Raw genomic sequence first — 13,058 nt, 5'->3', positions numbered from 1 at the left:
ACAGCGCGCGTCTGGGCATCGACGTCTTCGCGGCCCTACTCGACGTTACCCTCGGCCACCCGGCCGCACTCACCCCCGCCGCCACACCGGTCCATTTTCCTTGCCGAATGCGCGGTCAGCGGGGTGTGTTGCGACAAGCTGCACGGTCGCGGTCAGCGACGGGACGGGCGACGACCAGCCGTGCCCGGCGCCATCGCCGCTTCATCCGAGCGGCACGGTTGCGTAGGGCTCCCACTCGTACATCTGGTTGTCCCGATGGATAACGATCAGCTCTGCCGTGGCAATGCGCGCACGTGCGGGCTCCGCGTCAAGGGCGGCCAGGGCTTCGACGATGGGAGCTTTCGGCCCGTCAGCAGCGGAGTAGGCGACCGACATGTGCGGCGTGAAGCCTTCGGCCTGCTCGGGTACGTCGCTGAGGACGTCGGCGATGGCGGCGCGGATGGCGTTGCGCACGGCTCGGACCGGTTCGCTGGGCTGAGCGGGCAGGAGGACGGCTTCGGGGTCGATGGTCGCCGGTCCGAACTGGACGTCGAAGGCGGGGATCGCGGCCAGGCGGGGGCGGGCGGCTGCGACGACGGCCTCGACGTCCTTCTCGTCGATCTCGTCGATGAAGTTGATGCCCTGCATGGTGAGGTGCAGCCACTGATCGGGGATGAGCGTGAGTGCCGGTTCCAGGGGGGCGAGGGCGGCGCGGTATTCAGCGGCGAGCCGGTGCACGTCGTGCTGTCCCTCGAACGTCAAGTGCCAGGTGTAGAAGCGGCGGCCCACGTTCCAACCGGGTCGCCACCACCAGTGATTGCGCATGCCGTTGGGCTCAGTCGTCATGCCGGTGATCCAATCAGGCGCCACCGTGCCCTGGCGAGAGGGCCGCAAGACGCCGGGAGGCGGAGTCTCGTCCGAATTCGTCGATCGCCGCGCGCAAGCCCACGATGGACCTGCCCGCCCCACGCAGCTGGCCGAGGCCAGCGCCGAGTTCCGTCAGCCGGTCGGCGACCGGGGCCAGGCGCCGGTCCGGGGAGAGCGTGAAGACTGGCTGTAACGCCTCGTATGCGCCGTCGGGCTCGCCGAGATCCAGGTACGCCGTCGCGCGGCTGATGTGGATCTGCGCGACGGTGCCGTAGGCCCGTACGGGCTGGGCGTTGATGAGGTCGAGTGCGCGGTCCGCGGATTCCAGGGCGTCGCTGGGCCTGCCGATGCGCAGTTGTGCTGCGGCGGCGTAGTTGTCCTGTCGTGCGGGCGTGCAGGCGAACAGGCCGCCGATGTCGTCCGAGCCGGTGACGGCTTCCCGGGCGGCTTCGGCGCGGGTGAGCGCGTCCAGTGCCTCGTTGACGGCTCCGAGTTGTGACCAGGCGTCGGCTTCCTGGCACGCGAGCAAGATCGCGACGGTGCCGCCGGGGGCGTAGGAGGCTCCGCGGCGGGCGTGCTGGAGGGCGTCCTTTAGCCGTCCGCTCCAGAAGGCGGTCTTGGAGCGGACGGACAGGACCCATGCCCGTAGCGTGTCGCTGCGTGCCAGTTCTGCGCACAGCCATGCCGTCTCGCTCTGGGTCTCGGCCTCCGCGACGTGGCCCAGGTCCGAGGACATCCAGGCCAGCAGGCTGCACAGGTAGCCGCTGATCATGTAGAGCTCGCTGGCCTGGTGGGGGTGCTGGTGGCCGCCCAGGAGTCGGCCGGCCTCGGCGCGTAGTTCGCGGGCGCGGCCGAACAAGGCGATGGGGTTCGAGTCCGGTTGGAGGTACTGGGAGGCCAGCAGCTGTGTCTGTCCCCACAGCTGTTCGAGCGAGAAGGCACCGACGTTGGTGATCTCCGCCCAGCGTGCCCAGGTCAGGGACTCGTCCGCGGCCATTTTCACCAGTTCGGTGCCGCTGGGTTCGGCTTCGGCGGGAGTCATCCGGTTGAGGACGTTCAGTTCCCATGCGGGCAGTTCCGCACGGTCCTGGAGGTCCAGCAGGTCCTCCACGCCGCATCCGTAGACGTCGGCGAGCGCGAGCAGGACCGGGATCGTGGGCCGGCGCTGGGTGGACATGACCGGCCAGCGTTCCCACTTGCTGACAGCGGATGTCTCTGCGGCGATTGCCTCGTTCTGCTGCTGGCTTCTGTCGTTGAGGCGGTCGGCCACCTCTTGCAGTGACCAGCCGTGGGCGTGGCGCCAGGCTTCCCGCGGCCGGTATCCGAACTGCGTGCGCATCTCCGCTGCGATGGCGGACATGGGGCTGCCTAGCTCGGTCATCTGTCGCCGCAGGGCGTCTCTCGCCGCCTTCGAGTCCTTGGCTGATCGAGGCGCACTCATGTAGCTGCTCCTTGGGTGTCGTGGTCGGCTCACCGTAGACCCGTGGTTTCGCAAACCGCCCCAGATCGTGAGGGGCCTAGGCCCCAACGTGCCGAAAAACGCGGGCAGTAGAGCCGTTTATGCAGCTCACGGCGTTACCTGTCAGCCGAAAAAGTTGGTCACCGCTGACCGTGACGCCACGGTGCGGGTCTTGAAACCGTAGGAGCAAGGACACCAGCCGTCTCAGAGGTTCCGGGTGCGATCTGCCGGGCCTCGCTGCCCGGCCGACAGCCTGTGTCGGCCGGGGAGCTGAAGCGATGGCTTGATGTCCTGCCAAAGACCGGGTCACCGGGTGAAGAGCATTCAGGCCAGCCGCGTCCCCCCGTCGCGGCTGCGGGTTCTTCCCCGGTGGCCCTCCCCCCTCTGCGTCCCCCGAGGATTTCGATGTCTGCGTTACCGACTCGCCGCCGATCCGGCCATCGTCGTGCACGGCAGAGACGGCCGCCGGACGAGAAACTGGTCTACGGCCACGTTCAGGGCGCGGTGGCTACGCCGATGCTGATCCTGATTTTCGTCCTGTGCGCGGCGGGCGGCGTGTGGTGGGCGGCGCCCGCGTACGTCAGGGTGCCGCACCTTCTGATCGCGGTCGGGGCCGGTGTGCTCACCGCTTTGACCGTCGGGCTGTGGCGGGCCCGGGTGGCGGCACGGGCTGTCTGCCGGGCTCAGCAAGAGGGCACGCGGCGCATACTCGACGCGATCGGCGCCGTCGGCCGCAGCGCCGAGTGGTCGATGCAGCAGCTCCAGCACGGCCACACGCCCCGAGTCCCCTCTCCGGAGGGCCCGGACGACGCGGCCGGTGAACCGGCTGGCCAGGCTGCTCAGGTGTCCGACCCGGCGGTGCCCGGCAACGTCATCGTCTTCTCCGAGGTTGAGACCGCGCTTGAGGCGCTTCAGGCGGACGTGGTCGGCAGGGTGATCGCGGCGTACGAGCAGTCGCGTCTGGTGGTCCGGCACGCGATGTTCCGGCACATCGCCCAGCGCGAGCATCTGCTGATCATGAACCTGCTGGCGGCGCTGGCGGCTCTTCAGAACCAGGTCAAGGCCGCGAGCCTGCTCAACGAGATCTTCCGGATCGACAACATGGCCGTGAGGCTCCGGCGCATGGTGGACAACCTCGCCATCCTCGGCGGTGAGTCGGCCAGCGCTGTGCGCCAGCCTGTCACCGTCACGTTGGTTCTGCGCGGTGCGATCCAGGCCGTCGAGCAGTACGAGCGGGCCCGCGTCGTACACGGCTCTCATGCCCCCCAGCTCTCCCTGCCCGGCCATGTGGCGCCGGACGTCACCAATCTGGTGTGCGAACTCGTCGAGAACGCGACCCGGTTCTCCGCGCCGACCATGCCTGTGTGGGTGGAGGCGCGAACGGTGTCCGCGGATCTGGTCATCGAGGTGACTGACCGCGGCGAGAGCATGCCCAGAGAGCTGCTGGACCAGGCGAACACGCTGCTCACCTCGCCTCACCTCGTCGACGTCCACAAGCAACTGGAGGACGGGCGGCTCGGCCTGCTGGTCGTCGGCATGACTGCGCAGCGCCACCGCATCCACGTCGAGCTGCGCCGCAACCCGGGGGGCGGGACGACCGCGTTCGTCACCGTCCCGGGTGATCTGCTCGTGTGGCCCGAGCCTGAACCCGAGCGGGAGTTCGCCGTCCCGGTTCCGGAGCGCCGTGCCCCCGCTCCCCGGCCTGTCCCGGCCGCCGTGGCGGCCGGGACAGCGGCCGGGCGACTGCCGCAGCGCCGAAGTGCTCGGCAGGCCGCACCGTCACTCGGACCGACGGCGGACGGGCTGCCGCCGCTGCCCGTGCGACCCGACGTCCCATCTGGCTCTCCCCAGCCGCAGAGGAGCGCCCTCGGCCCGGCGGCTGTGACCGACAGCCCCGGTCTGTTCGGTGACTTCCAGCGGGGGAACCAGCGCGCCCTGGCCGAAGACGTGCCGCCCGCGCCCACCGACAGCCAGTGATATCAGGGGCTCCGGCCAGGGCCGGAGCCGACCGATCCAGGAGGTCTCACCGTGACCAACACTCCCACCCCCGCCGTCGCCCAGGACACCACCCCTGCTCCGCCGCCCGACCTGACGCCCGCCCAGACGGTGGCGTGGCTGCTGGACGCCTTCGTGAACGGGGTGCCCGGAGTGACACATGCCCTGGTCGCATCGAAGGACGGCCTGACCCTGCTGGCCAGCAGCAACGTCGCCAAGGACTGGGCTGACACCGTCTCGGCGGCGCTGTGCGGCTACGCCTCGCTCGCCGCCAGCACCCCGGGCCCCACCGGGACCAAGCAGCACGCGCGGCAGATCGCCATCGAATTCGACGACCACGTGTTCGTGGCCATGGCCTCAGGTGTGAGGCAGCATGCCGCGTTCTCCCATCGCCCCGAGACGGAGGGCACGGTGGAGACCGTCCTGGGCGTCCACACCGAGACGGCCGCTGACCTCGGACTGGTCGGCTACGAGATGCGAAAGCTGATCAAGCGGTTCCCGCAGCGCATGAAGACACCGGTCCGGCAAGAGCTGGCCGGCGCCTACTCCGGCAGCACTCATGCCGACCTGCGGTGATGACTTCCGCGGACGGAGCACCGTGGACCGTGGTCGATGCCCTGGGCGTGCGGCCGTACGCAGTGGCCGGCGGGCGCACGCAGTCCCGGCACTCCCCGGACCTGCAACTGCACACACAGCTCGAACCGGGCACCGGGCCCCCTCCGGGCCATGTCGTACCCGAGGCACGGCAGATCGTTGCGCTCTGCCTCACCCGGCGGCGTTCGATCGCCGAACTGGCCGGAAGGATCCGCCAGCCGGTTCCTGTCGTGCAGGTCCTCGTGTCGGACCTGATCGACGTCCACGCGGTGCAGATCGCCCCCACCGTCTTCGCCAGCGACCCAGGGACTCTACGAGAAGTGGTCGCCGCACTCGAAAGGAAGTGGCCCGATGCCCGCCGGAAGGCTTGCTGAGACGCTGAAGTTCGTGGTGGCGGGCGGCTTCGGCGTCGGCAAGACCACCCTGATCGGCGCGGTCAGTGAGATCGAGCCGCTGCGTACCGAGGAAACCCTCACCCAGGCCAGCGCGCAGATCGACAGCCTTCACGGGGTGGAGTCCAAGACGACCACCACGGTCACTCTGGACTTCGGCCGCATCACCTTCCCCGGGCTGGAAGTGCTGCTCTTCGGCACCCCGGGCCAGGACCGATTCGTCGCCTTCTGGGACCACCTGATCTCCGGAGCCCACGGCGCCGTCGTCCTGGTCGACACCCGTCGGCTGGAGGACAGCTTCCACGCAGTGAGCTACTTCGAACACAGCGACGTGCCGTTCGTCGTCGCGGCCAATGTCTTTGAGGGCGCCCCCCGCTACCCCGAGGACGACATCGCCCGCGCCCTCCGGCTGCCGCTGGGAATCCCCGTCATCTCCTGCGACGCCCGGGACGAGAACTCAGCCGCCGGCGTCCTCATCGACCTCGCCCGGCATGCCCATTCCACCGCCCTGACCGCCTCTGCCGTATAGGACCCCCATGACCCCCGACCATCGTGACCTCGTCCTGGCGACGCTCCGCCAGGACCCCGCCATGATCCGTACGCGCAGGGAACTCCTCGCCCGGCACGGAGTGACCGGCGAAGCCGACGACCTGCTCGACGCCATCGCCGACCGGCTGGCCGAGGAGACCGGCTTCCCGTACAGCATGGTCAACTTCACGCTCGAACGGCAGCGCTTCGCGGGCCTGCACAACCCGGCCGCCGACAGCGGCCTGCCGATCGTAGGCCGCGACATGGACCCACAGCACGGCTGGTGCCCCCACGTCGTGAACCGCAAGCTCGGCCTCCCACTGCACGACGTGCACGCCTCCCGCCTCTACTCCGGCAACCCCGTGGTCGACGCCATCGGCATCAACGCCTACTACGGCGAACCACTCATCTACCCGGGCACAGAGATCGTCCTCGGCACTGCGTGCGTGATCGACCAGCGGGTGCGCGAACTCACGGAGTCGGACGCCGTCATGGCGATCGTGGAAAGAGTGGCAGCCGAGACCATGGCGGACGTCGTGGCCCGCTAGCCGCACGCGCGTTCCAGAACGCCGGACGGCGGCCGCGCATCCCCCACGTTCCTGCGGCAGCCCGGTGGCACACCTCCGACATCCACCCCGCCGGTAGCCCTTCACCCCGGGCCGCCGACCTCATGCCGGACCGCTCCGGCCTTGCGCGTGAAGGCCAGAGCGGACACCACCCGCCACCCGTCCACACACGAGGGGACCCGCCCCGATGCCGACCGCCCTCTCCCTCCCGTTCCTGACCGACGATCACCTCCGGCTCTTCCAGGACGCGGAAGCCTTCGCGACCTCCCGGCTCACCGCGCTCGCTCGCCAGACGGAAGAGCGCGGCCCTCACACCGACCCTGACATGCGTCAGGTCCTCAGCGAGACGGGCTGGCTCGGCCTGCTGATCGACACCGAGGACGGCGGCCTGGGCCTCGGCCACACCGCCAAGACCCTGGTCCTCCAGGCCGTATCCCGCGTCAGTCCTGCGGCCGGCGCGACCCTCCAGGCGTCCATCCTCGGCTGCGCCCCCATCGCCGAGTACGGGAACGAGGAATTGCGGCGCAGGCTGCTGCCCGAGATCGCCGCGGGCCGCTGCTGGCCCTCCATCGCCGTGACCGACCCCGAGCGCGGCAGCCACGTCCTGGGCATGGAGGCGACCGCCCGGCCCAGCGGCGGGCAATACATCCTGGAAGGGGAGAAGGTCCTGGTGGGCAACGCAGCCATCGCGGACGTCCACTGTGTTGTCGTCCGGACTGGGAAGCCTGGGAGTCGCCGAAGCCTCACGGCCTTCCTGGTCGAGCAGGACACCCCCGGTGTCGACATCGTCCCCGCGCCCGTCAACGGGCTGCGAGGCTTCAGCGTCGACACCCTTCGCCTAACCCGGGTCTGCGTTCCCGAGACCAACATGATCGGCGAGTTGGGCGACGGCCTCTCCGTCGCCCAACTCGCCAGCGTCGTCTACGGACGCCTCAACCTCGCGGCTGTTGCCCTCGGCATCCAGCAACGGATGCTCGACGAGACCACCCAACGGGTCTCCACCCGCAAGCGCGGCGACGGGCACCTGGCGGACCTGCCCACCGTCCGCCACCGCGTCGCCGAGATGCAGCACCACCTGATGACCGCCGAACTCGCCGCCTACCACGCCGCGCATCTCCTGGACCAGGGCAAGGCGTGTGACCCGTGGCTGCACAACGCCAAACTCACCGCCCACCGCGCCGGAGCGGCCTCCTCCGAGCACGCCAAGCAGCTCTACGGCGGGCACGCGGCCCGCATCGACGAGCCGGTTGAGCAACTGCGGCGCGACATCGACCTCATCCACGCCCCCGCAGGACCGGACGATGTCCAGCTGATACGTCTGGCCGAATCCGTTCTCGGGCCCCACCGACCCCACTGGTCGGCCGAACACGCGGCCCGCCGTGCCCCCTGACTCTCTCCCACCTTCCCTAGCTGTACCTCACGAGAGCGCGCCATGACACCCAACGCCCCCGTCGCCGCACAGGCCCACGACACACCAGCCGCTTCCTTATCGGAGGGGCTCACCAGCGGCCGCTCCGCACGATCAGCCGTCTCGCTGCTTGAAACACCCGGGACGACCGCGCAGACGGCAGAACACGCGCTGAGCACACGACAGACGCAGATCCTCGCCTTCATCGGGGACGAGATCGGCCGCCGCGGATACGCACCCTCGCTACGCGAGATAGGCCAAGCGGTCGGGCTGAGCAGCACATCCTCCGTCGCGTACCACGTCGGGAAGCTGGAAGAGGCGGGCCTGCTCAAGCGCGATCCGAACATCCCTCGCACCTACCAGGTGGTGACCGGCGTCGAACTCCCCACCGTGGCAAGTGACCCTCAGCGCTCTATGTGCAGCGTTCTCGTCCCCCGCGACGGCACCGGAGAGCCCGGGACGGTATTCGTCTTCCAGGTCATACTCGGCCCCGACGTCGGCAACGCTCTGCGCAACGGCGCTCTGCTGACTGTGGGACCGATTGCACGGCCCGGCGCCGACGCCCCGGAGCGGACCGACCACGCCACCATCCTCGGCCGGGTGGTAGCCGTCACGCACCCCCTGTAACAGCGTCGCCGCTCTACCCGGCTGACTCGTTGTCCCGACGCCATCGCCGGCGCGGAGGGAAATGTGTCCCCCTGGTTCCCCCAGAGATACGAGCCCTCCGCGCCGTCTCACCAGACCCGCGCACCGAACGGCCCTCCGTGACCCCCCTGTCCCAAACCCTCGTACGGCCGACCGTCTCCGTCGGCCTGCCCCGTGCCGACGTACCCGGACCCGTCTGGGGCATCCCGCTGGTCTTTGACGATCCGGGCCGGGAGGCGTACAGGCTGCTGGGCTCGGCCTGGCGGAGCCCCATCGCCCGTCTCATGCGCACCGGGGGCGACTTCGACGCGGTCCGGGTGCCACAGCCGTACGCTGCCCCGGCCTTGGAGTATCTGCGACGGCTCGGTGCCCGCCGCGGCGCCGTGCCCGCTGAACGAGACGTCTGGACCTTCTTCGTCCCGCCGCTCTCCGACGATCTTCCCTGGCCGCCTTGGGTCACGTACCTCAGCGGGCCCACGGTGTGGATTCCACCGCGCGCTGCCCGCGGCGACGGCCTCAGCCTGCGGTGGATCACCCGGGGCGAGCCGGTCGGACAGCTCCTGACGGCGCCCTTCGTGCTGTGCCCCATCCTCACCGCTCTCGCAGCCCCGATCCCCGGTCCGGCCCGTGCCCGGACATGACGCTTCCGGAGGAAACCCCATGGACAACAAGATCGACACGTCCGTCCCTCACTCGGCACGGATCTGGAACTACTGGATGGGCGGCAAGGACAACTACCCCGTCGACCAGGAGGCGGGCGATGCTTACGCGGCGATCGCCCCCCAGGTAAAGATCATGGCCCGCGCGTCCCGTGACTACCTGATCCGCGCCGTCACTCACCTCACCCGCGACCTCGGCGTCCGCCAGTTCCTCGACATCGGCACCGGCCTGCCGACGTACGACAACACCCACGAGGTCGCCCAGAAGATCGCCCCGGACGCCAAGATCGTCTACGTCGACAACGACCCGATCGTCTTGGCCCATGCCAACGCCCTGCTCTACAGCAAGCCCCCGGGTGTCACCGCCTACATCGACGCCGACCTGCATGACCCGGAGACGATCCTGCGCCGCGCCACGGCCACCCTGGACTTCAACCGGCCCGTCGCTCTGCTGCTCATGGGCATCCTCGGCCACATCGAGGACTACGCCGAGGCGAAGGCGATCGTCCGCCACCTCCTGGCTGCCCTGCCCTCGGGCAGCTACTTCGTGCACTACGACGGCACCAACACCGACGCCGACCTCATGAAGGCACAGGCCGGCTACGACGACACCGGCGCCGTCCCGTACGTCCTGCGCAGCCCCGAGCAGCTCGCCGCCTACTACGAGGGGCTCGAACTGCTGAAGCCAGGGTTCGTCTCGTGCCCCTTGTGGCGCCCTGACCCAGGCGTCTCCCCCGAGCCGACGTACATCTACGGAGGCGTCGCCCTCAAGTCGTAGTGCGGTGTTCCTGCTGCTCGCCGTACTGGCCTCCAAGGGCGGCCCCGGCGACACCATGCAGCAGGAGGCACGACGCCCGTCGTACGGCACGCGCCGTCCGTCGCCTCGCACGGCGAGAACCGTTGAACGCTCACTCCTCACGACACAGTCCTAGGAAGACATGTATTCGCTTCTTGCCCGCGAACGCTCCGGCCACAGCCAGTTGCCCATATCCGGGCGGCCACCCACCTCTTGGGGAGCGGCACACGGGTACGCCGCCGTGCTGTCCTTGTACGCCTTCGCAGCCGGACCTCACCTCGTGGGGGCTGTCCTGGCCGCCGTGGAGCTGTACGACGTCGATGTGCCGGTCGCGGCGCTTCGGGTCGAGGAGATCGGCCGGCTGGCCGGGCTTGCCGGGGCCGCGATTTGGCTGCTGTGGCTGATCGTCACACGGCCCCGTCCCGACGGGACTGGGCATTGGTGGCGGCGTGTCGTCCCCCTCGTGGGCGCGCTCACGGTGATTGCCGCCGACGAGGCCGGCGAATTCACGGCGGACGGCACCTCGACACAGATCGCCGGGCATCTCAGCGAGCTGGTGATCTGGGTATGGCTTTGTGTGGAGGTCGCCGCCCGCTGGGGCCTGTCCATTCAGCGCCTGAAGCTGACCGGGCCGACGCGGCTGTTCCGCAAGCGCACCAAGGTCGAGCGGGCGACACGGGCGCAGGGCGAGATGGTTTTCTACGCCTACGCGGCGGCGGTGTGCGCGGCCGTTCTGCTGCTCAGTGTGCTCCAGCGGCTGCCCGGCCCCGTCATGGAGGGAGATCAGGCGGCCGCGGCCGGAGTGCCGGACCTCGGCCCGCTTCTGGCCCACGGCATCTGGTCGGCATGCGTCGAAGAGCTACTGGCCACGGCGGTGGTCGTCGCGATACTGACCGCTGCGCGGCGGCCGCTGTGGGAGTGCCTGGTCGTCGCCGCCCTGATGCGTACTCTCCCGCACGCCTACCTGGGGCTGTGGCCCATGCTCGCGATGCTGCCCCTCGGCATCACGGCGGGATGGCTGTATCACCGCTACCGGCGGGTGATCCCGCTCGCCCTCGCCCACGCCTCCTTTAACGTGCTCAACAGCTTGTTCGGCGTGCCGCTCCTCCCTGTGCTCGCCCTCGCACTCGCGGCAGCCTTCTGGGCCTGGCGCGAGACACGGACTGGCGACGAGGCACACGCATGAGCAGCCGCATCGCACCGGACCGTCGGCGAACGACCCGGGAACTGAGCGTCAGAGAAGCCGTGCTGAACATAGCGCTTGGTCTGCACGCGGATGGCGTGTGGGACCGGACCTCGATGGAGCGGATCGCATCCGCCGCAGGCGTGTCACGGCAAACCCTCTACAACACCTTCGGTGACCGGAAGGGCATCACCCAGGCTCTGCTCTGGCGGGAGACCGACCGGCTACTGGACGGAGTGGACCTGCGCTGGCGCCGAGCCCGCGGACGGGGCACGGAACCCAGAGACTGCCTCGTGGCCGCGATGAGCTGGATACTCGCGGCGAGTCATGATCACCCCTTGCTCCACGACGTGCTCACCAGCCATGGCCACCAGGCAGCAGACCTGAGTCTCCTCTCGCCACGGCACACCCCGGCAGATCAGCGGGTCAACCTCGGCCGAGGACTGGCCGCAGTTGTGGGCGCCGTCACGGAACGCTGTCGCCGCCTGGATGCCGCCGAGCCTGGCGGACACCCCGACCGGATCCGGGGTGTCGAGGCCGTCGTCCGCTTGACGGTCTCCTACCTGCTCCTGTCCACGGCAACCATCCAGGCTCGTCGAGAAATCACCCACACCGCTCGGAGCCTGCTGCCCGACAGCCGGTCTCCCGCCCGCGCACCTGGCAGCGGCGCCGCGACGACGCTGACGAAATCAAAGAGCGAGCCGTCGACACCTGGACGCTCGTCAGCCCGCCCGACGCGGACCGTTGACGCTCGCCCTCAGCTGGCCACCGCGCCTTCCCCGCGCCGCCCCGCCCTTCACCACCCCAGCAGGCCCGGAGGTTCGCATGATGCCAAAGTCCAGTGACCGTATCCGTCTCCTGAACTGGAACTTTAAGGGCAACGGCGGCCCCAGTCCGGAGCCCGGGATGCTTCCCGAACTGTGTCGCGAGGCGTACGAATTCCTGGCCCAGCTGGAAGCGGACTGGATCGGCATGCCGGAGCTCCCGCACGTCCAGACCGGTCCCGATGCTTCTCCGGAAGAGGCGGCCGCCGCCAGACACCGGCTTGGTGCCTCCGAGAACATCCTGGTGGGCATGCGCGGCTTCCTCGGGGGGACGGGCGAGGGCAACAACCCGACCGGGCTCTTCGTACGCGAAAGCACGTTCACCATCGGGCCCCAGCGCCACCACCGCACCGGGTTTCACACGCCACCCACCCACGTCCCCCTGTACCTGGACGAAGTGCCCGATGTCCCGATCCACACGGCCTGCTTCCACAACGCGTACTGCTCGCCGCCCGACCGAAGGCGTGAAGCGTTCAAGCTGACGCGTCTGGTGGACAAGGTCAAGGTCCACAACGGCCTCACCGCCCCGTGGGCGGCATGCTGGCTGCTCGGCGATGCCAACGAGATGCCCAGCCCCCACGGCGAGCTGGTCCCCGCCATCGACTGGTCCTCTCCCGAGATCGCGGATGATGTCCACCGGCTGCACCGTGCTGAGCAGCTGCCGGACGGCTCCTGGCGCAGTTACACGAACTTCGACGACATCATGCTGGCGGCCGGCATGCACGATGCCGCCCGCTGGGCGGCCCACCACGGACAGCTTCACGCGATGGCTGCCACGGCGGGCCGTGCTCGCCCGGAGCAGGGCGGCCCCGTCCGCCTCGACCGCGGGCTCTTGGACCGCTTCAGCATCCAAGGCGTGGTGTACGTCTGCGTCGTCGACATGTCCGGGCTCAGCGATCACGACCTCGTCGTGATCGACCTGTCGCGCCGCAAGCTCGTCGAAGCCCTCCTGCGGCAGAGCATCCGGCCGTTGGCCAAGTGGAGCGACCAGCCGCTGCTGCCAATGCCGACCCTTCTGTCTCGCCAGCAGTTCGTCGAGATGGGGCCCGAGCAGCCACTTCTGGTGCCGCCGCGCATGTCTCTTGCCGCGTGACGCAGGACCGTACGCGCCGATGCCTCCTTCCCCGTACGGCCCCGGCGTCGGCCGGGCAGCGCAATCCGCC

At 69.4% G+C, this 13,058-nt stretch carries 14 protein-coding genes; 12 read left to right on the top strand and 2 right to left on the bottom strand.

What is annotated here, in order from left to right; genetic code table 11:
* Positions 1-201: 201 nt before the first annotated feature.
* Both ABT063_RS10350 and ABT063_RS10345 read right to left on the bottom strand, forming a co-directional pair.
* Positions 202-825: a 2'-5' RNA ligase family protein gene (locus ABT063_RS10350; RefSeq protein ID WP_351056795.1), complete on the bottom strand. Its 624-nt coding sequence runs from the start codon at positions 823-825 to the stop codon at positions 202-204.
* Positions 826-838: 13 nt separating this feature from the next.
* Entirely contained in the window at positions 839-2,287 is a 1,449-nt protein-coding gene (locus tag ABT063_RS10345) for an NsdA family TPR-like regulatory protein (protein ID WP_351056794.1), read from the bottom strand.
* 534 nt (positions 2,288-2,821) lie between these two features.
* On the opposite strand from ABT063_RS10345, the gene ABT063_RS10340 reads away from it, so the two are divergent.
* The 12 genes from ABT063_RS10340 (at position 2,822) to ABT063_RS10285 (ending at position 12,988) form a co-directional block, all read left to right on the top strand.
* Positions 2,822-4,282, top strand: a complete 1,461-nt coding sequence (locus tag ABT063_RS10340; RefSeq protein ID WP_351056793.1) for a sensor histidine kinase — start codon at positions 2,822-2,824, stop codon at positions 4,280-4,282.
* 51 nt (positions 4,283-4,333) lie between these two features.
* Positions 4,334-4,876 (top strand): roadblock/LC7 domain-containing protein, encoded by a 543-nt coding sequence (locus tag ABT063_RS10335; protein WP_351056792.1) that lies wholly within the window; start codon positions 4,334-4,336, stop codon positions 4,874-4,876.
* A complete protein-coding gene (locus ABT063_RS10330; protein WP_351056791.1) occupies positions 4,876-5,268 on the top strand; it encodes a DUF742 domain-containing protein in 393 nt (130 codons plus the stop codon). Before ABT063_RS10335 ends, ABT063_RS10330 begins: the two co-directional genes overlap by 1 nt.
* Positions 5,246-5,815, top strand: a complete 570-nt coding sequence (locus tag ABT063_RS10325; RefSeq protein ID WP_351056790.1) for a GTP-binding protein — start codon at positions 5,246-5,248, stop codon at positions 5,813-5,815. The genes ABT063_RS10330 and ABT063_RS10325 overlap by 23 nt, the downstream gene beginning before the upstream one ends.
* A 7-nt stretch (positions 5,816-5,822) precedes the next feature.
* A complete protein-coding gene (locus ABT063_RS10320; protein WP_351056788.1) occupies positions 5,823-6,362 on the top strand; it encodes a GAF domain-containing protein in 540 nt (179 codons plus the stop codon).
* A 205-nt stretch (positions 6,363-6,567) separates the two neighbouring features.
* Positions 6,568-7,770, top strand: coding sequence for an acyl-CoA dehydrogenase family protein (locus tag ABT063_RS10315; RefSeq protein WP_351056787.1), 1,203 nt, complete (start codon positions 6,568-6,570; stop codon positions 7,768-7,770).
* A gap of 42 nt (positions 7,771-7,812) precedes the next feature.
* Positions 7,813-8,415 (top strand): LexA family protein, encoded by a 603-nt coding sequence (locus ABT063_RS10310; protein ID WP_351056786.1) that lies wholly within the window; start codon positions 7,813-7,815, stop codon positions 8,413-8,415.
* Positions 8,416-8,552: 137 nt separating this feature from the next.
* Positions 8,553-9,074: a hypothetical protein gene (locus ABT063_RS10305; RefSeq protein WP_351056785.1), complete on the top strand. Its 522-nt coding sequence runs from the start codon at positions 8,553-8,555 to the stop codon at positions 9,072-9,074.
* 19 nt (positions 9,075-9,093) lie between these two features.
* Positions 9,094-9,870, top strand: coding sequence for an SAM-dependent methyltransferase (locus ABT063_RS10300; protein ID WP_351056784.1), 777 nt, complete (start codon positions 9,094-9,096; stop codon positions 9,868-9,870).
* A 160-nt stretch (positions 9,871-10,030) separates the two neighbouring features.
* Complete coding sequence (locus ABT063_RS10295; protein ID WP_351056783.1) at positions 10,031-11,074, top strand: CPBP family intramembrane glutamic endopeptidase; 1,044 nt, start codon at positions 10,031-10,033, stop codon at positions 11,072-11,074.
* Entirely contained in the window at positions 11,071-11,916 is an 846-nt protein-coding gene (locus tag ABT063_RS10290; RefSeq protein ID WP_351056781.1) for a TetR/AcrR family transcriptional regulator, read from the top strand. Before ABT063_RS10295 ends, ABT063_RS10290 begins: the two co-directional genes overlap by 4 nt.
* A gap of 61 nt (positions 11,917-11,977) precedes the next feature.
* Positions 11,978-12,988: an endonuclease/exonuclease/phosphatase family protein gene (locus tag ABT063_RS10285; protein ID WP_351056780.1), complete on the top strand. Its 1,011-nt coding sequence runs from the start codon at positions 11,978-11,980 to the stop codon at positions 12,986-12,988.
* Positions 12,989-13,058 lie beyond the last annotated feature (70 nt).

It is taken from the genome of Streptomyces sp. NPDC002838 (assembly GCF_040295365.1).
Lineage (GTDB): Bacteria > Actinomycetota > Actinomycetes > Streptomycetales > Streptomycetaceae > Streptomyces.
This window is presented reverse-complemented; position numbering and strand designations above follow the sequence as displayed.

Bases quoted from the DNA above. Each gene is read 5' to 3' on its own strand.
- ABT063_RS10350 (WP_351056795.1), bottom strand. From the start codon at position 825: ATGACGACTGAGCCCAACGGCATGCGCAATCACTGGTGGTGGCGACCC.
- ABT063_RS10345 (WP_351056794.1), bottom strand. From the start codon at position 2,287: ATGAGTGCGCCTCGATCAGCCAAGGACTCGAAGGCGGCGAGAGACGCC.
- ABT063_RS10340 (WP_351056793.1), top strand. From the start codon at position 2,822: ATGCTGATCCTGATTTTCGTCCTGTGCGCGGCGGGCGGCGTGTGGTGG.
- ABT063_RS10330 (WP_351056791.1), top strand. From the start codon at position 4,876: ATGACTTCCGCGGACGGAGCACCGTGGACCGTGGTCGATGCCCTGGGC.
- ABT063_RS10325 (WP_351056790.1), top strand. From the start codon at position 5,246: ATGCCCGCCGGAAGGCTTGCTGAGACGCTGAAGTTCGTGGTGGCGGGC.
- ABT063_RS10320 (WP_351056788.1), top strand. From the start codon at position 5,823: ATGACCCCCGACCATCGTGACCTCGTCCTGGCGACGCTCCGCCAGGAC.
- ABT063_RS10315 (WP_351056787.1), top strand. From the start codon at position 6,568: ATGCCGACCGCCCTCTCCCTCCCGTTCCTGACCGACGATCACCTCCGG.
- ABT063_RS10310 (WP_351056786.1), top strand. From the start codon at position 7,813: ATGACACCCAACGCCCCCGTCGCCGCACAGGCCCACGACACACCAGCC.
- ABT063_RS10300 (WP_351056784.1), top strand. From the start codon at position 9,094: ATGGACAACAAGATCGACACGTCCGTCCCTCACTCGGCACGGATCTGG.
- ABT063_RS10295 (WP_351056783.1), top strand. From the start codon at position 10,031: ATGTATTCGCTTCTTGCCCGCGAACGCTCCGGCCACAGCCAGTTGCCC.
- ABT063_RS10290 (WP_351056781.1), top strand. From the start codon at position 11,071: ATGAGCAGCCGCATCGCACCGGACCGTCGGCGAACGACCCGGGAACTG.
- ABT063_RS10285 (WP_351056780.1), top strand. From the start codon at position 11,978: ATGCTTCCCGAACTGTGTCGCGAGGCGTACGAATTCCTGGCCCAGCTG.